This window comes from Anaeroglomus insulsum (assembly GCF_050689095.1).
Lineage (GTDB): Bacteria > Planctomycetota > Phycisphaerae > Sedimentisphaerales > Anaerohalosphaeraceae > Anaeroglomus > Anaeroglomus insulsum.
In genome coordinates this window covers 58,838-84,479 of sequence record NZ_JBOGCL010000009.1, presented here as the reverse complement: position 1 = coordinate 84,479, position 25,642 = coordinate 58,838, and the positions used below count along the sequence as shown (strand labels likewise).

24 protein-coding genes are annotated in these 25,642 nt (G+C 47.6%); 16 read left to right on the top strand and 8 right to left on the bottom strand.

All coding sequences use genetic code 11. The features are described from left to right. Genes nadA through nifS form a run of 4 tightly spaced genes read left to right on the top strand, consistent with a single transcriptional unit; the run spans window position 1 to window position 4,356 of the window. Window positions 1-924, top strand: a complete 924-nt coding sequence (gene nadA / locus ACQ9LF_RS09355) for a quinolinate synthase NadA (protein WP_462489187.1) — start codon at window positions 1-3, stop codon at window positions 922-924. Window positions 925-965: 41 nt separating this feature from the next. Beyond that, window positions 966-2,258, top strand: coding sequence for an O-acetylhomoserine aminocarboxypropyltransferase/cysteine synthase family protein (locus ACQ9LF_RS09350; RefSeq protein ID WP_462489129.1), 1,293 nt, complete (start codon window positions 966-968; stop codon window positions 2,256-2,258). A gap of 49 nt (window positions 2,259-2,307) precedes the next feature. Continuing rightward, the gene (gene nifU, locus ACQ9LF_RS09345) at window positions 2,308-3,174 is read left to right on the top strand and encodes a Fe-S cluster assembly protein NifU (protein WP_462489128.1); all 867 of its coding nucleotides are present in this window, start codon (window positions 2,308-2,310) and stop codon (window positions 3,172-3,174) included. 18 nt (window positions 3,175-3,192) lie between these two features. Continuing rightward, window positions 3,193-4,356, top strand: coding sequence for a cysteine desulfurase NifS (gene nifS / locus ACQ9LF_RS09340; protein ID WP_462489127.1), 1,164 nt, complete (start codon window positions 3,193-3,195; stop codon window positions 4,354-4,356). A 33-nt stretch (window positions 4,357-4,389) separates the two neighbouring features. Here nifS and ACQ9LF_RS09335 read toward each other — a convergent pair whose 3' ends face one another. Beyond that, window positions 4,390-5,211 (bottom strand): hypothetical protein, encoded by an 822-nt coding sequence (locus ACQ9LF_RS09335; protein ID WP_462489126.1) that lies wholly within the window; start codon window positions 5,209-5,211, stop codon window positions 4,390-4,392. Between the two features lie 532 nt (window positions 5,212-5,743). Here ACQ9LF_RS09335 and ACQ9LF_RS09330 point away from each other — a divergent pair. Further along, on the top strand, window positions 5,744-6,040 hold the full coding sequence (locus ACQ9LF_RS09330; protein WP_462489125.1) for a phasin family protein: 297 nt from the start codon (window positions 5,744-5,746) through the stop codon (window positions 6,038-6,040). A gap of 3 nt (window positions 6,041-6,043) precedes the next feature. Continuing rightward, window positions 6,044-7,738 (top strand): ABC1 kinase family protein, encoded by a 1,695-nt coding sequence (locus tag ACQ9LF_RS09325; RefSeq protein WP_462489124.1) that lies wholly within the window; start codon window positions 6,044-6,046, stop codon window positions 7,736-7,738. A 24-nt stretch (window positions 7,739-7,762) separates the two neighbouring features. On the opposite strand, the gene sppA is transcribed toward ACQ9LF_RS09325, so the two are convergent. Then, a complete protein-coding gene (gene sppA / locus ACQ9LF_RS09320) occupies window positions 7,763-8,626 on the bottom strand; it encodes a signal peptide peptidase SppA (protein ID WP_462489123.1) in 864 nt (287 codons plus the stop codon). Window positions 8,627-9,062: 436 nt separating this feature from the next. Between sppA and ACQ9LF_RS09315 the strand changes: the two genes are divergently transcribed. From ACQ9LF_RS09315 to ACQ9LF_RS09305, 3 genes are all read left to right on the top strand, one after another. After that, entirely contained in the window at window positions 9,063-9,926 is an 864-nt protein-coding gene (locus tag ACQ9LF_RS09315) for a peptidylprolyl isomerase (protein WP_462489122.1), read from the top strand. 177 nt (window positions 9,927-10,103) lie between these two features. Continuing rightward, a complete protein-coding gene (locus tag ACQ9LF_RS09310; protein ID WP_462489121.1) occupies window positions 10,104-10,850 on the top strand; it encodes a YfiR family protein in 747 nt (248 codons plus the stop codon). Window positions 10,851-10,882: 32 nt separating this feature from the next. After that, window positions 10,883-12,892 carry an ATP-binding protein gene (locus ACQ9LF_RS09305; RefSeq protein WP_462489120.1) on the top strand — a complete coding sequence of 670 codons (2,010 nt, stop codon included), beginning with the start codon at window positions 10,883-10,885 and terminating at the stop codon, window positions 12,890-12,892. A gap of 10 nt (window positions 12,893-12,902) precedes the next feature. Here the strand turns inward: ACQ9LF_RS09305 and ACQ9LF_RS09300 are convergent, their stop codons facing one another. The 6 genes from ACQ9LF_RS09300 to ACQ9LF_RS09275 all read right to left on the bottom strand — a co-directional run bounded on the left by ACQ9LF_RS09300 (window position 12,903) and on the right by ACQ9LF_RS09275 (window position 15,911). Continuing rightward, complete coding sequence (locus ACQ9LF_RS09300) at window positions 12,903-13,169, bottom strand: CPF_0552 family protein (RefSeq protein ID WP_462489119.1); 267 nt, start codon at window positions 13,167-13,169, stop codon at window positions 12,903-12,905. Between the two features lie 19 nt (window positions 13,170-13,188). Next, window positions 13,189-13,461, bottom strand: a complete 273-nt coding sequence (locus ACQ9LF_RS09295; RefSeq protein ID WP_462489118.1) for a putative signal transducing protein — start codon at window positions 13,459-13,461, stop codon at window positions 13,189-13,191. A gap of 18 nt (window positions 13,462-13,479) precedes the next feature. Further along, on the bottom strand, window positions 13,480-14,571 hold the full coding sequence (locus ACQ9LF_RS09290; protein ID WP_462489117.1) for a M20/M25/M40 family metallo-hydrolase: 1,092 nt from the start codon (window positions 14,569-14,571) through the stop codon (window positions 13,480-13,482). A 106-nt stretch (window positions 14,572-14,677) separates the two neighbouring features. Further along, a complete protein-coding gene (locus tag ACQ9LF_RS09285; RefSeq protein ID WP_462489116.1) occupies window positions 14,678-15,118 on the bottom strand; it encodes a C-GCAxxG-C-C family protein in 441 nt (146 codons plus the stop codon). Between the two features lie 167 nt (window positions 15,119-15,285). Continuing rightward, window positions 15,286-15,543: a hypothetical protein gene (locus tag ACQ9LF_RS09280; protein ID WP_462489115.1), complete on the bottom strand. Its 258-nt coding sequence runs from the start codon at window positions 15,541-15,543 to the stop codon at window positions 15,286-15,288. Window positions 15,544-15,602: 59 nt separating this feature from the next. Beyond that, a complete protein-coding gene (locus ACQ9LF_RS09275; protein ID WP_462489114.1) occupies window positions 15,603-15,911 on the bottom strand; it encodes a hypothetical protein in 309 nt (102 codons plus the stop codon). Between the two features lie 432 nt (window positions 15,912-16,343). On the opposite strand from ACQ9LF_RS09275, the gene ACQ9LF_RS09270 reads away from it, so the two are divergent. The 7 genes from ACQ9LF_RS09270 to ACQ9LF_RS09240 all read left to right on the top strand — a co-directional run bounded on the left by ACQ9LF_RS09270 (window position 16,344) and on the right by ACQ9LF_RS09240 (window position 25,573). Then, a complete protein-coding gene (locus ACQ9LF_RS09270) occupies window positions 16,344-17,864 on the top strand; it encodes a sigma 54-interacting transcriptional regulator (protein ID WP_462489113.1) in 1,521 nt (506 codons plus the stop codon). Between the two features lie 370 nt (window positions 17,865-18,234). After that, window positions 18,235-19,053, top strand: a complete 819-nt coding sequence (locus tag ACQ9LF_RS09265; protein WP_462489112.1) for a hypothetical protein — start codon at window positions 18,235-18,237, stop codon at window positions 19,051-19,053. A gap of 31 nt (window positions 19,054-19,084) precedes the next feature. Next, complete coding sequence (locus tag ACQ9LF_RS09260) at window positions 19,085-20,452, top strand: ammonium transporter (RefSeq protein WP_462489111.1); 1,368 nt, start codon at window positions 19,085-19,087, stop codon at window positions 20,450-20,452. A 20-nt stretch (window positions 20,453-20,472) separates the two neighbouring features. Next, window positions 20,473-20,814: a P-II family nitrogen regulator gene (locus ACQ9LF_RS09255; RefSeq protein ID WP_462489110.1), complete on the top strand. Its 342-nt coding sequence runs from the start codon at window positions 20,473-20,475 to the stop codon at window positions 20,812-20,814. 343 nt (window positions 20,815-21,157) lie between these two features. Further along, window positions 21,158-22,450 (top strand): ammonium transporter, encoded by a 1,293-nt coding sequence (locus tag ACQ9LF_RS09250; protein WP_462489109.1) that lies wholly within the window; start codon window positions 21,158-21,160, stop codon window positions 22,448-22,450. A gap of 14 nt (window positions 22,451-22,464) precedes the next feature. After that, a complete protein-coding gene (locus tag ACQ9LF_RS09245) occupies window positions 22,465-22,806 on the top strand; it encodes a P-II family nitrogen regulator (RefSeq protein WP_462489108.1) in 342 nt (113 codons plus the stop codon). 661 nt (window positions 22,807-23,467) lie between these two features. Continuing rightward, entirely contained in the window at window positions 23,468-25,573 is a 2,106-nt protein-coding gene (locus tag ACQ9LF_RS09240; protein WP_462489107.1) for a glutamine synthetase III family protein, read from the top strand. The last annotated feature ends 69 nt before the right edge of the window (window positions 25,574-25,642 follow it).

The window sequence follows — 25,642 nt, the reverse complement described above, 5'->3', positions numbered from 1 at the left end:
ATTGTGAATTCGTCGTTAGTCGATAAAATTCTGGAATTGAAAAAGAAACGGAATGCGGTCATTCTGGCTCATAATTACCAGACTCCTGAAATACAGGATATTGCCGATTTCGTTGGTGATTCGTTGGGCTTAAGTGTTCAGGCGGCAGGCACGCAGGCGGATGTGATTGTGTTCTGTGGGGTCTATTTCATGGCCGAGACTGCAGCGATTTTATCTCCGCACAAAACGGTGCTGCTGCCGGATAAACACGCCGGCTGCCCGATGGCCGATATGATTACCGCAGAGCAGCTGACCCAATTCAAAGGCGAGCATCCGGATGCTCTTGTGGTCTGTTATGTCAATTCCACCGCCGAAGTCAAGGCGCTGAGTGATTACTGCTGTACCAGCTCAAACGCCGTGAAGCTGGTTTCCCATCTGCCTGCCGACAGGGAGATTATTTTTGTCCCGGATCAGCATCTTGGTGCATTTGTCCAGGAACGTTCCGGACGGAAAATGATTCTGTGGCCGGGTTTTTGCCCAACCCATGTCCGAATGTCAGCAGAGCAGATCACCGAGGCACGCAGTGCACATCCCGGAGCAGTTGTGCTTGCTCACCCTGAATGCGGACCAGCAGTGCGTGCTGTTGCGGACCAGCTGCTGAGTACCAGCCAGATGATTGCCTTTGCAGGGAAATCCCCGGCAACTCAATTTATCATTGCAACAGAAGAAGGACTATTGCATTCTCTCCGGAAAAAATATCCGCATAAAGCATTTTACCCGGTCAGTGACAAGGCCATTTGTCCGAATATGAAGAAAATCACGCTCGAAAAGCTGCTGTGGTCGCTGGAGGATATGCAGACGGTGATTGCTGTCCCGCCGGTGATTGCCCAAAAGGCTCGCAGAGCACTGGATCGAATGCTTGAAGTCCTGCCGGACAAATCGTAATCCTTTTGCAGATTCAGATAACTCCTAATAGGTAAATGACCATGGAAACCAACAAAAAGAAATACAAACTGGAAACCCTGGCTCTTCATGCCGGCCAGACCGCAGATCCGACCACCCTGAGCAGGGCGGTGCCGATTTACCAGACGACAAGCTATGTATTTAGAGACAGCGAACATGCCGCCAATTTGTTTGCCCTCAAGGAATTCGGCAATATCTATACCCGCCTGATGAATCCTACCACGGATGTCCTCGAAAAACGAATGGCGGAACTGGAAGGCGGTGTTGCCGGGGTGGCTTTTGCTTCGGGCATGGCAGCAATTACGGCGGCCATATTCAACATCTGTCCTGCCGGATGTCATGTTGTGTCCAGCAGTTCGCTCTATGGCGGCACTCATACGCTGTTTTCGCATACCCTGCCGCAGATGGGTATCGAAGTGACAACCGTCAATCCGAATGATCCTGAGAATTTCCGAAAGGCTATTCGGAAAAATACACGTGCGGTCTATATCGAGACCATTGGTAATCCGAAAAATGATGTTCTGGATTATCCAGCGATCACAAAAATCGCCCATGACAATGGCCTGCCGGTGATTTGTGATAATACGGTTGCCACCCCGATGCTTTTTCAGCCGATTGAACATGGCGTTGATATCGTTGTGTATTCCTGTACAAAATTGATAGGCGGCCACGGTACCAGCATCGGCGGAATGGTTATCGATTCGGGGCGTTTCAGATGGGACAATGGCAAATTTCCCGGCCTGACCGAACCGGATGAGAGCTATCATGGATTGCAATATGTCAAAAGCTTCGGCAATCTGGCCTATAGTGTGAAAATTCGCACCCATGTTCTGCGGGATACCGGAGCATGTCTGTCGCCATTTAATGCATTTCAACTTTTGCAGGGCGTTGAAACCCTGCACCTGCGGGCGGCCAGACACTGTGAAAATGCCAAAAGATTGGCCGAGTTTCTGGAAAAGCATCCTGCGGTCAGTTGGGTCAATTACCCGGGCCTGCCCAGTCACCCTTGTTATCCGCTGGCGATGAAATATCTGCCCAAAGGGCAGGGGGCGATTCTGGGGTTTGGCGTCAAGGGAGGCAAGTCTGCCGGTGTGAAATTTATTAATGCCGTAAAACTGGCAAGTCACCTGGCGAATATATTGGACAGCAAAACCCTTGTCATCCATCCGGCCAGTACAACGCATCAGCAATTAACCGAGGCGGATCAGCTTGCTGCGGGTGTAACGCCTGATTTTATTCGTGTTTCTGTGGGAACAGAACATATAGATGATATCGTAGAAGACTTTGATAACGCGTTGAAAGTGAGTCAGTCGTAATAGATGCGATATTTACGGCGACCCGCTCAATTATGATGGAGTGTGTCCGATGTGGGATTATACAGATCAAGTCATGGATCATTTTACCAACCCTCGCAATGTAGGTAAAATTGAAGATTATGATGGGATTGGCGAGGTCGGCTCGCTGGCCTGTGGGGATGCGCTGACGCTGACATTTAAACTGGATCAGAATGGTCGGATTGCGGATGCTAAATTTCAGACCTTTGGATGCGCCAGTGCGATTGCCTCTTCTTCCGTATTGACAGAGATGATCAAGGGGATGACTCTGGAAGAGGCCGAAAAGATTACCAATCAGCAAATTGCAGACAGGCTGGGAGGTCTTCCCGAACAAAAAATGCACTGCTCGGTTATGGGACAAGAGGCCCTCGAGGCGGCGATTGCCTATTACCGCAACAAAGGCAAGACTGCTGCCCATAAGGAAGGCAAGATTGTCTGTACGTGCTTTGGTGTTACAGATTTGGAGATTCGGCGGGTTATCTCGGAAAATGACCTGACGACCGTTGAACAAGTGACCAATTTCTGTAAAGCCGGCGGCGGCTGCGGCGGCTGCCATGGAGAAATTGAACATATTTTGCAGGATGTCCGGGGTAAAAAGAATAATCAGCAATCGCCGGTTCCCGCCCCCCGGCACAGGAAGCTGTCCAATATTCAGAAGATACAACTGATTCAGGACACGATACGGGAGCAGATTCGCCCCGTGATTCGATCGCATGGAGGAGACCTCGAACTGGTGGATGTGGAAGGCAACAAAGTGATTGTTGCCCTTCGCGGAATGTGTGCCAGCTGCAAGATGTCGGAAGTTACGATGAAAGATCTGGTACAGGCTAAATTACGAGAATTTGTCGCCGAAGATCTGATCGTTGAAGAAGAAAAAGATGCCCTCCAGGCTGAATAACCACACGGAGAGACTGCCATGAGTTCCGTCATATATATGGATAATAATGCAACCACACGTGTCGATCCTGAAGTATTGCAGGAAATGATGCCGTACCTGACCGATTACTATGGTAATCCCTCGAGCATGCACACCTTTGGCGGTCAGGTTGGCCGCGCAATACGAAAAGCTCGCCAGCAGGTTGCCGCACTGCTGGGCTGTGAGCCGGATGAAATTATTTTTACCAGTTGCGGCACGGAAAGCGACAATGCAGCCATTTTGGGCACTCTTTCCATTGTTCCTCATAAACGTACGGTCATTACAACACGCGTGGAACATCCGGCGGTCCTGAGTCCCTGCCGTAATCTGGAGCAGCATGGCTACCGTATCATCGAGTTGGGTGTTGATAAGCATGGCTGTCTCAACCTGGCCGAGCTTGAATCCGCAATTAATGATGATACTGCTATTGTGTCTATTATGTACGCTAATAATGAAACCGGTGTGATATTTCCGATCGAGAAAATCGCATCAATCTGCAAGGCCAAAGGGGTCCCATTCCATACCGATGCGGTACAGGCTGTGGGAAAAATTCCGCTGAATCTCAAGGCCAGCAATATTGATATGCTCAGTCTTTCAGGTCACAAGCTGCATGCCCCCAAGGGTATTGGGGTTCTGTATGTCCGTCGGGGAACTCGGCTATCGCCTTATCTGCTTGGCGGCCATCAGGAAAATAATCGTCGGGGCGGCACTGAGAACGTACCAGGCATTGTTGCTCTCGGCAAGGCCTGTGAGCTGGCGTTGCGTTATCTGGATGAGGAAAATACCCGGGTCAAAGCCCTGCGGGATAAACTGGAAGCTCGAATTCTGGCTACATGCCCGGATTGTATGGTCAATGGGGACTCCGAAAACCGTCTTCCCAATACGCTGAATATCAGTTTTGAATATATTGAAGGAGAATCCATTCTTATGATGCTGGACCGCTTCGGAATATGTGCCAGCTCAGGTTCTGCCTGTACCTCCGGATCACTGGAGCCTTCTCATGTGCTGCGGGCAATGGGGGTACCCTTTACTGCAGCTCACGGTTCGATTCGCTTTAGTCTGAGCCGCTATAATACCGAGCAGGAAGTGGATTTTGTCGCTGAAAAACTGCCGCCGATTATTCACCGGCTTCGTGAATTAAGTCCTTTTGTAGCCAAAAAATAAGATAGCTCTAAACAGAATCTTGGTTTGTGTAACCTAGTGAAGATTCGCGTTCTGATTTAATTTTTGAGCGACCAGCAGCGAGAGGCTTTGACGGAGATTTTCGGCGAAGGGGAATGTAAAGGTGGATTGAGTGGAATCCAGCGCCAGCCCGAAATTCATCATCGTTTCACTGCCGATGTCCGTGATGGGCATCGGGGGGATGAACCAGTTGGCAATCATGGCTTTAAATGCCGAAAAGAAGCCTTCGGAATCGGCTTGACCGGCAATCGAGCTGACCTCTGCACCCATTTGGGGAGGATTGCCGCCGCGAGTAAAGGTCAATGCATTGATTCGGGCTATTTGCTCATTGGAACGATTTTGGTAGAGAAAACCCTCTTGGGTTTTTTTAATGTCATACAAATGCGCGGTCACTGAACTTTTTCCATCCATATCGAAACGCACAGAGACATTATTGACCTGTCGTGTGTTGTTTTTAATCGTTCCGGATATTTCCAGCAGTCCAACCAGGGGGCCATCCATGCGAATGGATTTGAGCATATTACGCATCACTTTGGGTTTATTGGAATGTTTGGCGTTGAATGCAATCATTTCATTCGGGTCAAAAAAAATTTCGTAAACACCTGACCCTGTAATCTCGAAGACGCATTTGGTCACAAAAGAATTTTTTTTGTCTTCAGACGTTCGAGATATGATTTTAGCATTCAACGTCGTATTGGGATCTTTGTAGGCATCAACACTGGTGGGGGCGACAAGGGGGACAAAATACATAAACACATCAACACCATTACCCAATCCTTCGCTGTTATATGCCATATGCAGGGTGGGGCCGGAGGATGTCGCAGGTTCACAATCCATACAGTTTGCCAGACATAATCCCCCAAAAATTCCTAAAAGAAGAGCAAGTAATCCTTTTCTCATATTCTCACACTTCATAATATTATATCTATCCATAATTCTACAAATCAGCAGACATTATACAGAAATTACTCCAAAAGTCACTAAAAAACAGGAAATAAAGAAAAGGCCGGCAACGAAACAGTATGAGACTGTCAGGTATTTCATTGCCGGCGGTAGAAATGGCGTATTAATCTTCAAACAACCCCTTCTTACCCTCTATGTCTAAAATGCACACACATATTACCGCTTCATAAGAACAGGGGCCTCCGACCGTAATGATAGCCGTTTGGCACCGACGAAAAGTGGATAATAAAATAAAAAAATTTAAAAAAATCTTCAATGAAAAGAGAGTTTTAATATCTGCAATGTATTATGTTGCGAACGTAAACTTCTTGCACGTAGTATAAATTTTTGATATAATCAAATCTTGAATGGCAGAACGGCTGTCATCCGGAGCTTCATTTCAAAAACTACATAAGGGAGCCAACGAATGTTTGAAACATTAGATAAGATGTTTCTGGCGGGGCTGGGTGCCATGACCATGACCCGGGAAAAAGCGGAGCAAATTTTTGACGACTATGTCAAAAGAGGGCAGGCGGAGCGTGATCAAAAAAGCGGTTTTGTCAAAGAAATCCTCGAAACAGCCGAAAAAACGCGCTCTGACATGGAAAAATTGGTGTCTGAGCAGGTTAAAAAGGCGATCGCTTCTATCCCCCTGGCTACCAAAGATGATTTGAAACGCGTTGAGCAGAAGCTCGATCAGCTATTGGCCTCCAAAGGGAGTTAAGCCTTGCTGAAATTATTCAGCGGAATACGGCGGGGAATTGTCCGCTTGCAGCGATACCGTCATATCATGGCCGTACTTATGAAGTATGGTTTTGAGGAATTGGCCGGTATTGTTGGCAGACATCTCAGAGTTGGCTTAGGCTCAAAAGTAATTCCTTTGCCTGCCAGAAAGGAAATTGCTCAAGCCTCATTGGCCAGGCGAGTCCGTTTGGCGATGGAGGAATTGGGGCCAACCTTTATCAAGCTTGGACAGTTGCTCAGCACACGTCCGGACTTATTGCCGGTGGAATTTATCCAGGAATTGGAATTGCTTCAGGACCGTGTAAGTCCAGAAAAATATTCCATCATCCGTGTAGAAGTAAAAAAACAGCTTGGGAACTACCCGGAAGAGATATTCGACCGGTTTGATCCGGAACCTATAGCCGCTGCCAGCATTGCCCAAGTCCATCGTGCCAGGACAAAGGATGGCCAGGAAGTAGTTGTTAAAATCCGTCGGCCGGATATTGTCAAAACCATCCAGGCGGAGCTGGAAATCCTTAAAGACCTTGCTCGGCTTGCTCGCGGCAGGTTTGCAGCTCCAGAAACATTTGATCCGCAACGTATGGTTCGAGAATTTGCGGAGGCCGTCAGCAAAGAGGTCGATTATGCCAATGAACGCCGCAACCAGCAGCGATTTATCAGAAATTTTGCTAACGATCCTGCCATTCATGTTCCCCGGGTCCTTGAGCGGTATTGCTCAGAGGGTCTTTTGACCATGGAGTACATTGAAGGCGTCAAACCCAACCAAATTGATCGCCTTGTGTCGGTTGGACTGGATCCTAAAATAATTGCGCGTCGCGGAGCGGATTTTGTCCTTCAACAGGTCTTTGAGCACGGTTTTTTTCATACCGATCCCCATCCGGGCAATTTTCTTGTCATGCAGGGAAATGTTCTTGCCCCGCTGGACTTCGGGCAGGTGGGGCGGCTGACCAATGAAGATAAACTGCTGCTGCAATACATCGTATTGGCAATTGTTGACGGAGACGTCTGGCGGATTGTGCACGGGCTGGAACGGGCGGAAATGTTGTCGGATCATTCCAGTCAACCCGAGCTGGTACGTGATATCCAGGATATGATCAACACCTATTATGGGCTTCCGCTCAAGGATATTCCATTTCGTGAGGTCATGGTCCGTGGATTTGAGATTATCCGAAAGTATCAGATCGGAGCTCCGCGGGATTTTACGCTGATGCTTAAAAGTCTGATGACTATCGAATCCTTTGCCCGGTCGCTCGATGAAGATTTCCAGATTATTGAATGTCTCAAGCCCTATGCACGCAAATTTGCATTAGAACAAATCAATCCCAAAAATGTATTTGATCAGTTGAAAAAAGCTGCTCTGGGGGCAACGGAATTGGCAGGGCGATTGCCGGAAGATGCGGCAGCAATTATCGGCAAATTTCGCCGTGGGAATTTCAAAATCCATATCCACCATGACCACCTTGAAGAATTGGAAGATACACTGGATAATAGCTCCAATCGGATCAGTTTTGCGGTTATTATTGCCGCCTTGTTGATCGGATCCAGTTTGCTGGTGCCCCAGGATGGGACCGTTCTGGGACTGTTCAGTCTTCAGGCATTCGGGATTGCCGGATATCTGATTGCGATGATCATGGGGCTGTGGCTAGCCATTTCCATTATCCGCAGCAAAAAATACTGATTTGACTCAGACAATGACGAAGACTCAGTGCATGCCGTCCCACATATACATCAGTTGGGGGATAGCCAGTTTTTCAAGTATTTTGGAATGGATGACGGATTGACGGCTTTCGGCACCGAGCACATCCATCCAGGTCATCCTGCGTTCCAATTCGACGACGCGGGCATTGCTGATTCCTGCCATCTGTTTGGCTTTCGCAACAGCCTGTTCAAAATAACCGGTTTCATCAATTAGTCCTTTGATTTGAGCTTCCTGAGCGGTATAAATACTGCCGTCAGCGAGTGCATGAACCTGCTGGGAGGTCAGGGCTTGCCGGCCTTCGCAGACCAGTGTGACAAAACGTTCATAGGCCGGCTTGATGAGTTTTTCATCAAGATAACGCTTCTGTTCGTCCGTCATTGTCGAGAACATGCTGGGCCAGTCTTTTTTTTCTCCGCTTTTTAAGACCTCAGGCTGAATCCCGAGCTTTTGTTCTAGCAGGTCTTTCACCACAATATGACTCATAATGACCCCAATAGAGCCGGTAATCGCTGTTGGCTCGGCTATGATGTAATCACAGGCTACGGCGCTGTAATAACCACCGGATGCGGCTACCGACTGCATAAAAGCCAGGACCGGCAGACCGGTTTCCTGTTTGAGCTTGGTGATATAATAATGAATCTGATCACTGGCAGATACTGTACCGCCAGGACTATTGATGCGGAGGATAACAGCACGAATGTCTGGACTTCTCAGCGCCTCCTCGGTGAGCAGCCTAATTTCGTCGCTTTGGGTATTTTCGATAATCCCAACCAGATTAATGACGGCAATCTTGCTTGACGCGGGTCCTTTAATTAAGGTCGTTTCAGAAAATTGCTCTGTACCTCCGGTGCTGACCAGTAACATCATAACAAGTCCGGTCAAGGCGAGAAACAGGACGATATTGGTCAGAATCGAGAACGTTAAGAGAATATTTATAAATATTCTCCATCCAGATCCGCTCTTTTTGTTTTCTGCCGGAATGTTGATATATTGGATAGCAGGAGAAGGAGCAGGTGGAACCGGTGTTTCTCCAGGCTGCGGGGGAGACGGCGGGATTGATTGAGAGGATTCGTCGTATTTATTATGCATATCCATATAAATACACTCCTTTTATTTGATTTCTACAGATTAAATTGTCTTCTTTGCATAAAACACAGAGTATGCTGCCGGAGGGCAGGTGTAGATATGATGAATAATATAAAAGGGGATTGTTTACAAGTCAAATCCTCATTTTTTGATTGACAATACGATATAAATTGCTGACAGTGATGTCGGTTTTAGATTCGGACTAAATGGAGATAAGATGACGTTATATGTAAACGGCCAATGTGTTGCCCCTCAAACCATCGAAGAAGAGATTGCCCGTCTCCGGCCAGAGTATGAGCGTGTTTTCGCAGACATGGAACAGGATGCCCGAGAAATGCAGCTTGTTCAGTGGGCCAGGGAAAATGTGATTGAAAGTGTTCTTTTGCGTCAGGAGGCAATGCGACAGAAAAGCCCGATTGACCCCAAAGATATGGATGAAGCCATGAGGGAGGTGATTGAACGCCATGGGGGACGCGTCGGTTTCGACCGTTTTCTAGCCGATCATAAGCTGACCGAACAGCAGATTCGCAGTGATATTGAAGTCCAAATCCAAGGACATCGTCTCATTGAAAAAATTGAATCGCAGGCCCCAAAACCCACCGATAAGCAGATTCGCAAATTTTATGAGGATAACCAGGCCCGATTTATGATGCCCCCGATGATGCGGGCTGCTCATATTGTCAAACACATTAAACCCGGTTCTGATCCCGAACAGCTCAAATCCGAATTGCGTGCGGTGCTGGAGCAATTACGGCATGGGGCAGAGTTCGCAAAACTCGCACAAATGTATTCAGATTGTCCGGATCGCGGAGGTGATTTGGGCTGGTTTTCTGCGGGACAGATGGTTGAAGGTTTCGAGACGGTCCTGATGACACTGCAGCCCGGTGAAATCAGCGATGTTTTTGAAACTGAATTCGGTTTTCATATTGCCAAATTGATTGAACGCCGTCCTTCGGTGGCTATTGCTCTGGAGCAGGTTCGCCCCTTCATCTCCGATGAGCTCCATCGTCAATTCCGCCAGAAAGCTATAGAGCAATATATTGACGAGCTGAAAAGCACAGCTGTGATCGAGGACCGATAATCATTTTTGGGTTCAACAAAGATGACATTCGATTGTCCTGCCGTTCCCATAAAAATCGATAGCGGATACCTGGGAACAGATAACAATCATCGTGTTTTCTTAATTATTGCAATTCAACCCCTTCTTGAATTCTATTCTGATTAATTTTCGACTTGATTTGGACGACCTGACAGCATCATGACGTTGTATCTGAGGCTGTCAGAGAATAGAATGAAATGTAGTGATAAAGCCAAAAATAACAACAGCTATGCAGATGTTGTCTCTGTTGTCAGACAACGGATTCAGTTGTATGCAGTAGCTTTCTTCCTGTCTGCAGGGAGTCTGCTGCCGTCGTTGTTGGCCGACGCCGACACCGGCAAAAATCTTGCTACAGCATACCAATTAAAGGCTGCATTTATATATAACTTCATGAAGTTTGTCGAGTGGCCTGAAAATTCCTCCAAGTCCGATAATTCCGGCCAGCCCCCAACTCCTTTTGTCCTTTGTGTGCTCGGTGAGGATTCTCTCAAAGCCCCCTTGAATTCACTTGCCGATAAGACCATTAAAGACAGGGCCGTGAAAGTCATATTTATCGACAGCTTCGAAACGGTAAAAAAGAAAAATCATGATGCAACAGTTGAGGATTATTTGGACCAATTGCAAAAAACCATTGTGTCCTGTCATCTGTTATTTGTGGGAGCCGCAGAAAAAGAACGGCTTGCAGAGATTCTGAAAGGGTTAGAGAAAAAACCCATTTTGACCGTTAGCGATATCAGCAATTTTGCCAGCCTTGGTGGAGTCATCGAATTTGTTACAGAAAATAACAAAATGCGATTCGATATCAATCTGATTTCGGCGGAAGCAAAAGCGTTGAAGATTAGTTCGCAGTTACTTCAGCTTGCACGCAAAGTCTATAAAAAGGAAACCGCCAGGCCAACACCCTGAGTATGAGTGTCGTGTATCGTTCGAGGCGAGATATGAAATGGATAAATGATTTGACAATTCGCCGCAAACTGCTTGCTGTGCTGATGAGCATCTGTCTGGTTGTTTTGCTGCTGTCAGGCGGGGCCATGATTGCCTGGAATCAATACGCCTTCCGGCAGAATATGATTAAAGATATCGTGATGCAGACTCAGATTGCTGCAGATAATTGCAAGGCAGCTGTTGCTTTTGAAGACACACAAATTGCAGCTGGCCTGCTGGAATCGTTTCAGGCTCGCCCTTCTGTCCTTTACGTTGTGATTCAGACCCCCGCGCGCCCCGAATTTGCACGCTATGTTCGCAAAAACACCCGGCCTGCTATTCATGACCATTCTGCTGTCGAAGGCTGGTCATTTGTTGGGGATGAACTGGTTGTCCGGAAAAATATCGTTTTGGACGGGGATGTCATTGGTCATCTGATTTTATGTTCGGATTTACAGCCTCTCAAGGCCAATCTTAAAAGAAATATCATGATTATCATTGGCGTTATTGGATTCGGATTAGTTATTGGTTATGTGTTATCCAGCTGGCTTCAGCGTTTAATATCACAGCCGATTCTGGCCCTGACCAATATTGCCAGAGATGTGACATATCGGAAAGACTACTCGGTCCGAGCGGTCAAATATTACAATGATGAGGTGGGGGTTTTGATTGATACATTCAATCAAATGCTGGGCCAGATCCAAAAAGAAATGACAGATCGTATGCAGGCTGAAGCTGAATTGCGAAAGCACCGCGATCACCTTGAGGAAATGATCAATGATCGCACCAGGGAACTGAAGCTCTCTAACCAGCGATTAAAGATGTCGGTAGAACGTGCCAATTTGATGGCCAAACAGGCGACTCAGGCCAATCGAGCAAAAAGTGAGTTTCTCGCCAATATGAGTCATGAAATCAGAACCCCGATGAATGCCATCCTCGGATTTGGTGAATTGCTCAGAGACGAGCCCTTGTCGGACGAACAGGCAAAGTATGTGGAAACCATTCTATCCAGCGGCAAAAATCTGCTGCAAATAATCAATGACATTCTGGATTTTTCAAAAATTGAGGCCGGGAAACTCAGTACAGAGCAAATAGATTTTTCCTTGATTCAAATGCTTGAAGAATTGGAATCCCTGTTTCGGCCGATGTGCTCGCAAAAGAACCTTGATTTTGATGTCATATACGGCAGTAAGCTGCCGGACATGATGCGAACGGATCCGGTCCGTCTGCGACAATGCCTGGTGAATCTGGTCAACAATGCCATTAAATTTACCGAACAAGGTCATGTCTATTTGCATGTTACCCTGGAAACCATCAACCAGACGTCTTATGTCCGCTTTGATGTTGAAGATACCGGTATCGGGATACCCAAGGATAAGCAGCTTCTGGTGTTTGAGGCGTTTACTCAGGCAGATGGCAGCCACACACGCAAATATGGGGGAACTGGTCTGGGGCTAACGATTACCCGCCAACTCGTGGAATTGCTTGGAGGACGGATTTCGCTTTACAGTGAGCCAGGACGGGGTACCGTCTTTACTATTCAATTGCCTCTGGGAACTGGAGCACAGAGTCCTACTGCACCATCGTCTCACAGCTCCCTTGACACCGTACGGCCCGAGGGCAATCAAGCTCTCATTCCTCTAAAAGGAAACATTCTGGTAGCAGAAGATGCCCGGGCCAACCAGACTTTGATTCGCATTATGCTGCAAAAAATGGGGCTTGAGGTTACCATTGTCGAAGATGGTCAGAAGGCTGTGGAAGAAATAGGTCATGGCCGGTATGACCTGGTTTTGATGGACATGCAGATGCCCGTGATGAACGGCTATGATGCAACCCGCCAGATCAAAGCGATGGGCATCCAGACCCCTGTGATTGCATTAACCGCCCATGCCATGAAAGGGGATGAGGAAAAATGCCGCCAGGCAGGCTGCGATGGATATCTTACCAAACCCATCGATCGAGCCAAACTGGAAAGTGTTCTGCGAACCTATTTATGCCCGGTGTCCAGCGCCGGCACGACCTGAGAGGAGTCAATCAGGGGTGTCCAAAAACCATCGTCTTGACTTCAACCCCCTCGATTGCGTTGAGCTTGCTGGCCAGCTCCTGTGCGGTTGGCAGGTCGTCGGTCATTTCAAGAATCAATAGTCCATTGGGTGAACAATATCCTTTATCCGCTTCGTGCAGACCCAGACGGGTCCGGATGCTGCATCCGTATTGGGTCAGGGTTTCCTGAACAGACTGGACATGGTGAACTCTGTCGGTAATATGGACGCCTAAAATGATATGTTGTTTGAGCGGCATGGTCGATCCTTTCTGTGCGTTATTGTTGTTCTTCGATTGAGGAAAAATCAACCTGATTCCAGTCAAAATGGCTATTCTGGGCTTCCTGCAGGATTTGACGGGCACGTTCCAAGTCGCTGTTACGCACCAGCAATTTTATACCGCAGGTGGGGAGGGTGTAATAAAGACCTGCTATAGGCATATTTTCATCGCCAACAAAACATTGAATTCCTGCATTTTCAAGGTCGATTTTTGCCAGATGTGCATTTTCCGGGGTATCGAATTGAGCGGCGGTTACCAGTTTTTCATCCATAAGCATTCCTTTCGCTTTTTATTCGAGGAATAATTCACCAAGCTCGCCGATCCGTTTTTTATAGGTTGGCATTTTTGTCAAATGTAATTGTACCGCATCGCCCCCCTTGATGACAAGAGCCAAAAACAGTTTTATCATATTCAGATAGTCATTCACCGATACAATTTCCGATGCGATTACCCCTTTTTTGGCATCCCGGTTATGATAATTGCCAAGCGGTATGCATACAGCGCCAGTTGTGTATCCGAACTGAGTAAATATTGATGCCTCACATGTGCCGGCATCCATTAATTGACGCTGATAGAGGAAAGTCTTGTCTTGTTTTTGAAGATTTGCTGCGATCGTAACCATCCATTGGATAACGCTGGGATTAAAAATACGACTGCGGTCACCGACCCGAATTACAACTCCTTTACCAATAGGGGCTGTCGGCAACGCGGAGCTGGTCTCGATCGAGATAATAACGCGATCTTGGGGTAACGACTTATGCTTACAGACATATTTGGCACCATGCAAACCGGCTTCTTCAGCCACGGTGAACAAGCCAAGGACTTTGCGACGAATTTTCCTGCGATGCAGTTGATCAAAAAGGCACAGAATGGCAGCACACCCAATCAGGTCATCACACGCCCTGCTGTGCAAGAGATCGTCTTGAATCTGGCAGGTGGGCAAATCCCACATCGCCAAATCTCCTTTTTGGGCCGGACCATTTAATGCAAGCCATACCCGTTTTCGCTTATTTTTGTCATCAAATTGAACTTGGGTTATCCTGCCTGGAATACTGCCGGTTGATGTAAATACTCGAATAGGGGTACCTTTATGGAAATAAGACTTTTCGACACCCCCATAAAAGAGGGCGGTTGTCTTGTTACGGACAGAGTCTTTTTCGATAATAAAGCCGGGATGGTCCTGATGGGCGACAAATGTGAGGGGGGTATTTGAATATTTCGCACCAAAGACGGCCAGGATATTACCCATTTTATCGACCGTTGTTTGAATACCTCGGTCTGTGCAAAACTGGAGGATGGCTTGACGAACAATCCCTTCTCGATAAGGGGCCGTTGGATTCTGGAGAAAAGTGTTGGTGATCGAGATGATTTGCGATTTCATACGGGTTTGATTCGAAATCGATACGGGGCCTTGAATTGGCCTGCTTTGCGATATACTATAAAAACTTTCGTGGTCCGCATAAACAACGACCTCAACGGTCAGTTTTTTATTGTTGCAGCATGCCTTCTAAAATCTGGGCGGCAATCTGCACAAATTCCGGACAGTGTTCGAAAGCGCCGGGCTGTTTGGATCGTATGATTCCTTCCGGGGTGTTAAAATCAAATCCAAGCAATTCCCGGCAAACGAGTGAGCCTGCCTGCTGTTTGAATTCTTCAAGAAACAACTGGACTTTTTTATAGGTCTCGAATTTGGCTGTTTTATCTTTGGGGTCTGTGGTTCCGAATTGTAATCCCAGGACAAGTACTGCTCCCGTGACGGCACCGCACATATCCCCGGTTCGACCAACACCACCGCCCAGGCCCGAGGCAATTTTCAGAGCGGTATTCCGGTCTAAATTGAAGTTGTCTGCAAAGGCCGCTACAATGGCTTGAGAGCACGAATAGCCTTCATTGAACAGGTCAACTGCTTGTTTGATTCGTTGTTTCATGGCCTGAATCCTTGTATGATTGGTAATTTGCTATTACAGCAATATGGTATCATAAATGTCGCATATCTGCAATGCATTTCCTCTGAAATTTAGTGATAAAAAAAAGACCCGCAGACAAATCTGCGGGTCTTTGTGGATTAATCCATTTAAAGGTGATCAGGGCGTTGTTATTTCTTTCGAAGGAAGCCAAATAAAAATGCTGCACCGCCGCCGCACAACAGCAAGGTACACGGTTCCGGGACGGCTACAAAGGAAATGGATGCCTCAAACAACATATCACTACTGTCATATCCTGTTCCGGGCAGCCCCATACTATCCTGCGTGAAGACGCCCTGGTTGGTCAATTCTTCCATGCTGACATTGGTTATTGCAAATGTTGACGATATCAGGGTCAGTGCAAAGACTATAAGCATCATTTTTTTCATTTTAATCTCCGGCAGAACAGTATTTGATAATACAACTCACGCCCGTCATTCCCGGCCTGTCATTCGAAGTTCGGGTTGTTGTCCGGTTCTGTATTCGGGCTGCTCGGTCCCCGCAATTGTTCGAGTTGTTTGCGAAGCTCTGCGTTCTCCCGCCGGGTGGCTTCCAGATCAAAAATCAGGTATTTGACGCCCACACGCAGATAATCCAGCGAATTCTGCAGCGTGCTGATTTTCTCCTGAAGCATTTTATATCCCTCGGTGCTGCGGCGGGCCAGAAACATAATCTTTTCCCGCTGGGGGACAGGAATATCACCCGCGGCATTCAGCAATTCCGTCAACTTATCTTCATAATTCGACTGGTTCATCATACACCCCCAAAGTTAAGCAATCACTTGCGAGCCCAGACAACCGTTGTCAAAGGCCTGCACAATTCTTCTGCACCCCGTCGTCCCCAGAAGATTGGACATCTAATACAAGGCTGATTATAACAAATTGTGGGTTTTTGTGCAAACGACATCGAAACCAACTCAGCATTGTTTATGCAATGGAAGCCCTTATCCGAGGTTTATCCAGAATTTTATCAGTCCTCAACTAAGAAAATATTTGTTTTTTCATGGTTTAAACAAGGTCCAGGGCATGATTTTTCAATACCCTATAACCGGACAGGCAGTATCTGCATAAAAAGGGTATTATTTAGGAATAATTAAAATGGACAAATTTGTATTTTTATGAATAATATAGTACAATATTGTTATTATGTATAACCTAATATACAGCTCTATCCATAATAAGGCAAAGATATGACCAATAAGCTGGGGCGTGAAGTGGACCTGTTGGCAGATATAGCCAAGGCCTTTGCAATGTCGCTGAATCTGGAAGTCACACTTGAATCCATTCTAAAATCTCTGGATTCATTTCTGAAACTTGAACGCGGATTGATTACCCTGCTGGATCCGCTCAGTGAAATGATCGATATCAAGGTGGCGCATGGCATTGATGAAGCGTCCAAAAAAAATGTCACCTATCGTGTCGGGGAAGGGATTACCGGTCTGGTCGTGCAGACGGGTAAAGAGGTGGTTGTGCCGGATATCCGGCTGGACCCCCGGTTTCTGGCCAAAACCGGCCAGCGCAAGATTCCCAAAGGTCAAAAGATCTGCTTTATTTGCGTTCCGATCAAGCTGGAAGGCATTACGATTGGTGCCATCAGTGTTGACAAGAAGGTTAAGGCCGGTGAAGATTTTGATTCTCACGTGCGGCTGCTGGAAGTCATCGCTACCCTGATTGCCCAGGCTGTCAAGCTGAATAAAACGATCGAGTCAAATAAAAAAGAATTGCTCAGTGAAAATGAACGGCTGCTGCGTGAATTAAAGACCAAATTCAAGGTACAGAACATGGTCGGGACCAGCAATGCCATCCAGGAAGTCTATCGTCTGATTTTACAGGTGGCCAACAGTAATGCGACCGTTCTGATCCGTGGAGAAAGCGGTACTGGCAAAGACCTTGTGGCGCATGCCATTCATTATAACAGTCATCGTAGCGACAAACCGTTTGTAAAAGTGAATTGTACGGCGTTGCCGGATACGCTGCTGGAAAGTGAATTATTTGGTCATGAAAAGGGGGCCTTTACCGGAGCAACCGAACGGAAGCTGGGGCGGTTCGAACTGGCCAACGGGGGAACAATCTTTCTCGATGAAATCGGCGATTTTTCACTGAATCTTCAGGTCAAACTTTTGCGGGTGATTCAGTTTAAGGAATTTGAACGGGTTGGCGGCACGGAAACCATTAAATCCAATGTCCGGATTATTGTGGCGACCAATAAAAACCTCGAAGAAAGCATCAAAGAAAAGCTGTTCCGTGAGGACTTGTATTATCGCATCAACGTATTTCCGATATTCATCCCTCCGCTGCGGGACCGTAAAGATGACATTATGCTGCTGGCGGATTATTTTCTTGAACGCTATGCCCGTGAAAACAGCAAAAACATTAATCGGATATCTACCCCTGCCATTGAAATGCTGACCAGTTACCACTGGCCTGGCAATGTGCGGGAGCTGGAAAACTGCATCGAGCGGGCGGTGCTGGTCTGCGACAGCGATGTCATTCGATCTGACCATCTCCCGCCATCGCTGCAAATGGTCCACAGAACACATCAGCTCGACAATCTGTCTCTGCTGGACCGGGTGGCATCACTGGAGAAGGAATTGATTGTTGATGCCCTGAAAAAGACAGGGGGCTGTCAGCGTGATGCCGCCAAAGAACTGGGGATCACAGAGCGTATTCTTGGCTATAAAATCAAAAAATATAATATCCTGCGCAAATAGTACCTCTGACGGAGGGGATGATATAGCGGATCCCCATTGCGGGGTTCATGCTCCAGTGACCGCGACAAAACGGCAGGCAGGATACCTCCCTTAGCCGCAAATACAAAAATGTAATATCGCAGGGAAGGGCATACAAATATGTATGTCCTCTTTTATTTTGTCAATCCTCCATTCCTGACTTAGAAATCTTATGTAAAATGCCACAGTGTTCGTAAGTCTTTTTTACATAGATACATACAGTTGTTTTCAAAAAGTCGTCTTGCTATTGGCACGTTCGTTGCTATTGGATTCTCTGTGAGGTGCAACAGGCCTGAGCTTCACACCCTGTAGTAGAAACCAAAACAATGAACAATGAATTATGGAGAATGCAATGAGTAAGACAAGAACAGCAAAAGCAATCGTATGTGCACTGGTATGTGTATTGACCTGGACGACCTATGCGGAAGAAACCACTGCAGCGGCTGTGTCCGATGAACCTGCGCTGGGCGTTGGCGTATCCGCAGCATTCATGAGCAAGTATATCTGGCGCGGCCAGCTGCTCAATGATGACTACGTGATGCAGCCTTCGGTGGGATTCACTTACGGGAATTGGTCTGCATCGCTGTGGGGCAATGTCGATATGACCGATTACCACGACAATGACTGGGAATTTACCGAATACGACTGGACAATTGGGTACGCCGACAAGATTCCGGGACTCGACATGTTTAAATATTCGGTAGGAGCTATTTATTATTACTTTCCGAGTATACCCGATGACAGCGATACCGTGGAAGTGTATGCCGGCCTGGGCCTGGATATTCCGCTAAGTCCGACTCTGACCCTGTACCGCGACATCGATGAAGGGGACGGAACCTACGTTGCATTCAGTGTCAGCCATTCCATTGAAAAAATTATGGAATTATCCCCCGATATGCCGGTTGGAATGACTGCATCGGCCAGTATCGGCTGGGGCAGCGAAGGGTATAATAAGTTTTACTGGGGCAACCTGTCGGACAGTGCTATGCAGGACCTGACCCTCTCGATTGGTTTTCCCATACCCATCATGGGGTGGACATTGACCCCCAGTGTTAATTATGTAACGCTGTTGGATAGTGATGTGCGTGCGGCAGACACCTATGCGACGTATCGCGGTAACAACGACAGTGACTATGTCTTTACCGGCATAACCCTATCAACCAGTTTCTAAACAAATCTATCAAAATGGAAAGGCATTGAAGATGCGACACAATCTCAAACTAAATAAAAGCATACTCTTTGCGGGTATTTTGCTGTTCATGCTTGGGGCGGGGGCGGCGCTGGCAGACGAGGCCGCTCCAGCTCCCGTGGACCCGGTGGCGGAGGCAAAAACCGAATTACAAACCAATTTGAATATTGTCTGGACCTGTATTGCTGCATTTCTGGTCTTTTTCATGCAGGCCGGATTTGCGATGGTGGAAACCGGATTTACCCGGGCCAAAAATGCGGTCAATATATTAATGAAGAATCTGATGGACTTTTCTATCGGCAGTCTGGTGTTTTTTGTGATTGGCTTTGGGCTGATGTTCGGAGCCAATAGCAGCGGTTTCTGCGGCACGAGCCTGTTTGGGCTGGCCGGAACGGAACCCGGAGCGGATTGGAACTGGACATTCCTGATCTTCCAGACTGTTTTTGCCGCAACGGCCGCGACGATTGTTTCCGGCGCGATGGCCGAACGAACCAAATTTATTTCGTATCTGATTTACAGTGCGATCATATCGCTGATCATATATCCCATATTCGGTTCCTGGGCATGGGGCAATCTGCTGCTGACCGATAATAACAGCTGGCTGGCGAAAATGGGCTTTCATGACTTTGCAGGCTCAACCGTGGTCCATTCTATCGGCGGCTGGCTGGCCTTAGCCGGTGCGATCATTCTCGGTCCCCGTATTGGTAAATATGGACCGGATGGAAAACCCAAAGCGATCATGGGACACAATCTGCCGCTGGCTGCACTGGGTGTGTTTATCCTGTGGTTTGGCTGGTTTGGATTCAATCCCGGCAGCACAACTGCGGGCAATGGGTCCATTGGCTATATTGCCGTTACGACCAACCTGGCTGCGGCGGCTGGTGCGGTATTGGCATTGATTACGTCGTGGGTTGTCATCAAAAAACCGGATATCTCGATGTCATTGAACGGTGCGCTGGCGGGTCTGGTCGCCATCACTGCTCCGTGTGATGGCGTCTCCCCAATGGGTGCAATTGCCATTGGTTCTGTAGCAGGTATTCTGGTTGTATTGAGTGTCTTATTCTTTGATTATGTGCTTAAAATTGATGACCCCGTGGGTGCGGTCAGTGTGCATGGGGTGAATGGATTGTGGGGCACGATTTCGTATGGATTATTTGCTATGGATGGCGGGTTGTTTTATGGCGGCGGATTTAAACAACTGGGTGTTCAATTGCTGGGTGCCGGAACCGCGTTTCTCTGGGCATTCGGATTAGGGCTGGTATTGTTTATTCTCCTGAAGAAAACGGTCGGGCTTCGCGTGAATCCAGAAGAAGAACGTAAAGGGCTGGATATCGGCGAACATGGTATGGAAGCCTATTGTGGATTTCAAATCTTTAGTTAACATCTTATCGGAGAATCAATATGAAACTGATTATAGCCTATATACAACCCCATAAACTGGAAGAAGTCAAAGCCGCTCTGGCCAAAGCCGAGGTGGGCAAAATGTCGGTCACCAATTCGCTTGGCTGCGGGGCCCAGATGGGATATGAAGAAAGTTACCGTGGTGTCAAATTTGAGGTGAATTTGCTCAAGAAAGTGCGCCTTGAAATTGCCGTCAACGAAACTTTTGTGGAAAAGACCATCAATACGATTATCTCGGCCGCACGTACCGGTCAAATTGGTGATGGTAAAATCTTTGTGATTAATCTGGAAGACTGCATCCGAATTCGAACCGGTGAGCGGGGATCTCCGGCCATCGGTTAAGTTCCATCGCATTACCCTCCTCCAAAGCCGGCGGTGTCTTGTTGTCCAGGATACCGCCGGTTTATATTTGAGTCATTATCTAAACATACAAATATGTCGTTTTGTTGCCTATGGATTACATTTATGTAGATACAGGCCCACGTGAGACATATTTGTAACCCTATACATTAAAACAAGATACGTATCTTTTTCGTGGGTTTTTTGTTCTGGTATGGATTTTGTTATAAGAATTAATCCAGTGTGACAACAGCATTCGAACTATAATTTTGGGAGTCAAAACAAAATGACAACAGTGAAAAGTCGTAGATGGTTGACAAGTGTGTGCCTTTTGATGGTGTTGGCAATGCCCGGCCTTACCCTGGCCGATGACAAGGAAGGGATCAATCTGGCCGACCTCAAGCAGGGATTGGATACTGCATGGGTCTTGATTGCAGCATTCCTGGTATTTTTTATGCAGGCTGGTTTTGGTATGGTCGAAACCGGATTCATCAGAGCTAAAAATGCCTGTAATATATTAACCAAAAACTTCCTGGATTTCTGCATGGCCTCGCTGGGCTTTTTTGTGGTAGGATATGGATTGATGTTTGGCGATGGCAATGGATTCATCGGAATCAAGGGATTTTGTCTGGCGGGGCTGGATTCCACTGTCAACGGGCTTCCCTTATATGCGTTCTGGCTTTTCCAGGCTGCATTTTGCGGAGCAGCTGCTACCATCGTTGCCGGCGGCATGGCTGAACGGATGAAGTTTGTCGCCTATTTAAGCTATTCATTCCTCATTTCTGCTTTGGTTTATCCGATTGTGGGGCATTGGGTCTGGGGCGGCGGCTGGCTGAGCAAAATGGGCTTTGCTGACTTTGCGGGTTCAACGGTGGTGCATACCGTGGGCGGTATTGCTGCTCTGGTGGGAACGGTGATGCTCAAACCGCGTCTTGGTAAATATGGGATCGATGGAAAGCCGCGTGTGCTGGCAGGCCATAATATCCCGCTGGCTTCGCTGGGCGTGTTCATTTTGTGGTTCGGCTGGTTTGGGTTCAATCCCGGCTCAACCCTGTCTGTGGGCAATGGCGATCTTATTTCGCGGATTTCGATTAATACCAATTTGGCTGCGGCGTTAGGCGGGATTGCAGCGATGGCTACGGTGTGGTTCCGTTTTGGCAAGCCGGATTTATCCATGGCCATGAACGGTGCCCTGGCAGGTCTGGTGGCAATTACCGCCCCCTGTGCCTATGTGGATCCGTGGGCAGCGATGGTGATTGGAATCATTGCCGGTATCATCGTGGTTCTTGGTGTTGAATTGCTGGATAAGCTGCATATTGACGATCCAGTGGGGGCTGTGCCGGTGCATGGCATGTGCGGTATATTCGGTACAATCTGTATTGGCATATTCGGCAAAAGCTCTCTGGGATTGGCCAATGATGGATTTATTTACAGCGGGAATCCCACACAACTGGGCATTCAAATGGTAGGCAGTTTCAGCACCCTTGTTTTTGTGGTCATCATGATGGGGATTATATTCAAAGTGATTGACCTTACCGTGGGCCTTCGAGTCAGCCGGGAAGAAGAACTTCGCGGCCTGGATATTGGCGAACACGGTATGGAAGCGTATAGCGGATTTCAAGTCTTTAGCACAATGTAAAATGGAGAATCCAGATGAAACTGATTATTGCCTATATACAACCCCATAAACTGGAAGAAGTCAAACAGGCCCTGGCCAAAGCCGACGTGGGAAAAATGTCGGTCACTAATTCCCTGGGCTGCGGCGCCCAGATGGGGTATGAGGAAAGTTATCGTGGTGTCAAATTTGAAGTCAATCTGCTCAAGAAAATACGTCTCGAAATCGCTGTGAACGAAGATTTCGTCGAGAAAACCATCCAAGCAATCATTGGTTCGGCACGAACCGGTCAGATTGGTGATGGTAAAATATTTGTCATGGACCTGGTGGATTGCATTCGCATACGAACCGGTGAAAGGGGAGGGAAAGCGATTGGATAACGCTGCTGCTTGATAGGCAGACTGCTTTTTACAAAGAAAGCCCGGGGTTACAAATATGTAACCCCGGGCTCTTTATTTGAGGATTTTGGGCTTTGCAGCGTCTGGTACAGTCCTCCAGGAATGTGAGATTCTATGGGGATAGTAAAAAAACATTACAATTATGTAGATGTCGGGTTATTAAATTACATATTTGTATTTCTGGATATTGTTGATGCGACTGGTGGATGCTCTGTAACTATCTGTCTGGTAAGAGGTTAATGATTTTTTTGGGAATTTTCTAATTTGGCACGCTATATGCATATAAACCAAATATAATTATTGGATATTGCTGAAGAATACCTAAAACCACCAGCAGTCAGTGAGTCATTTGGGATCAGCCGAAAGTGCGGCAGGGTGAATTCAAATGAGACTCATAGCGGGGGGATAGTGAATGGGGACGACTGGTTCTTTGCGTTTTTGGTGTTCTTCATGCAGGCCGACTTCCGGTTTCTCCGGGGTCGGCCCTTGCCGGTAAATCATGCAAATGAATCGTTGGGCATTCACGGCATTTGTATGAAGATTAAATAAATTGTAATTGTCCAGTGTCTGATATAGGATTTGCATCGTGTAAATCTCATATGATGACCAAAGAAATGAAGACTTTTTTTGTGGAGAACTTGTAATGGAGACGCCAAAATGTACTAAAGAGATTTTTGGGTCAAATGTATTTAATGATGCCGTCATGCGTGAGCGGCTTCCCAAGAATATCTATAAGGCATTTGTCCAGGCTCGCAAGGGGAATCAGGAAATAACCCCTGCGGTTGCCGATGTGATTGCCAACGCCATGAAAGACTGGGCCATTGAAAAGGGGGCAACCCATTATTGCCATTGGTTCCAGCCGATGACAGGCTTGACTGCTGAGAAACATGATGCATTCATCAATCCTACTGCCGACGGTCGCACCATCCTTGAATTTGGCGGCAAAGAGCTGATCAAGGGCGAACCAGATGCATCTTCATTCCCTTCCGGAGGACTTCGGGCCACATTTGAAGCCCGTGGCTACACTGCCTGGGATATTACCTCTCCGGCATTCATTCGTGAGGTTGGCAAAAATGTTACGCTTTATATTCCCTGTGCTTTTTGCAGCTATACGGGGGTGGCTCTTGATAAGAAGACGCCGCTGCTTCGCTCAATGGAAGCCCTTAGCAAACAGGCAGTGCGCGTACTGAAAGTACTTGGAAATACCGAGGTCAAGTCGGTGATGGCCACGCTGGGGCCAGAACAGGAATATTTCCTGGTGGATCGCAGGTTCTTCGAAAAGAGACTGGATCTGATGCTGGCCGGCCGCACGCTGTTTGGGGCTCCCTCACCTCGCGGCCAGGAAATGGAAGATCACTATTTCGGCTCGCTGAATGAACGCGTTGCAAACTATATGAACGAAGTGAACAACGAGCTGTGGAAGCTGGGGGTCTCGGCCAAGACCCAGCACAATGAAGTGGCTCCGGCTCAGTATGAACTGGCCCCGATTTTTTCGACGGTCAATGTTGCCACGGATCATAACCAGCTGACGATGGATGTGATGCAGAAAACAGCTCTTCGGCACGGATTTGTATGCCTGCTGCACGAAAAGCCGTTTGCAGGCGTCAATGGTTCTGGCAAACACAACAACTGGAGCATGTGCACCGATACCGGCGTCAACCTTCTGGAGCCGGGCAATACGCCTCATGACAATATGGTGTTTCTGGTTTTCCTGTGTGCGGTGATTCGGGCTGTGGATAAATATTCCAAGATGCTTCGTGCGTCCGTGGCAACTCCCGGCAACGATCATCGTCTGGGGGCCAACGAAGCACCTCCGGCCATAGTGTCTATTTTCCTGGGCGATCAGCTTACGGATATTTTCGAGCAGCTTGCTACCGGCAAGGCTAAAAGCAGCAAGCAGGGCGGTGAAATGAAAGTTGGCGTCACTACGCTGCCGCCTTTGCCCAAAGATACCACAGACCGCAACCGCACCAGTCCGTTTGCTTTCACCGGCAACAAGTTTGAATTTCGTATGGTTGGGTCGTCGCAATCCACCGCCGGCCCGATGTTTGTGCTGAATACTATCGTGGCTGATGTATTGTGCGAAATTGCCGATCAGCTTGAAAAGAGTAAGAGTGTCAACGCAGATGTTCAAAAGCTGCTCCAGAAGATCGCCAAGGAACATGCTCGTATTGTCTTCAATGGTGATAACTATTCTGAAGACTGGGTTGTCGAAGCGGAAAAACGCGGTTTGCCCAATATTCGCAACTGTGTTGATTCGATCAAGACCATCACTGAGCCGGAACATGTTAAGCTGTTCAGCAAACATAACGTCCTGAGTAAAGTTGAGCTGCATGCACGCGAGGAAATCCTGCTGGAAAATTACGCCAAGACGCTGAACATCGAAGCGGGTGCCATGCTCAATATCGGTCGTCGCCAGATTGTGCCGGCGGCGATGGAATTTGCGGGGGTCGTCGCTGACAGTCTCAACACGGTTTCCGATGCCGGGGCATCCTGCGACTCACAGAAGAAATTGCTGACAAAGGTGACGGAGTTAATTGATCGTCTCAGCAACGGCCTGGACGCCTTAGCTGCGGCAATGGCCAAAGCAAAGGCGATTTCCAACATCGAGAAAAAGGCCGATGCCTACAAAGATATTGTTGTTCCGGCCATGGCCGAAGTGCGTGCGGCATCCGACGAACTGGAGACGCTGGTGGATGCTGACATGTGGCCGCTGCCCACATACGCTCAGATGCTGTTTGTAAGGTAAGAGGTAGGCGATATAACAACGCAACAATTTACAGATTGGCCCTGCTGGCGGAAATTGACCAGCAGGGTT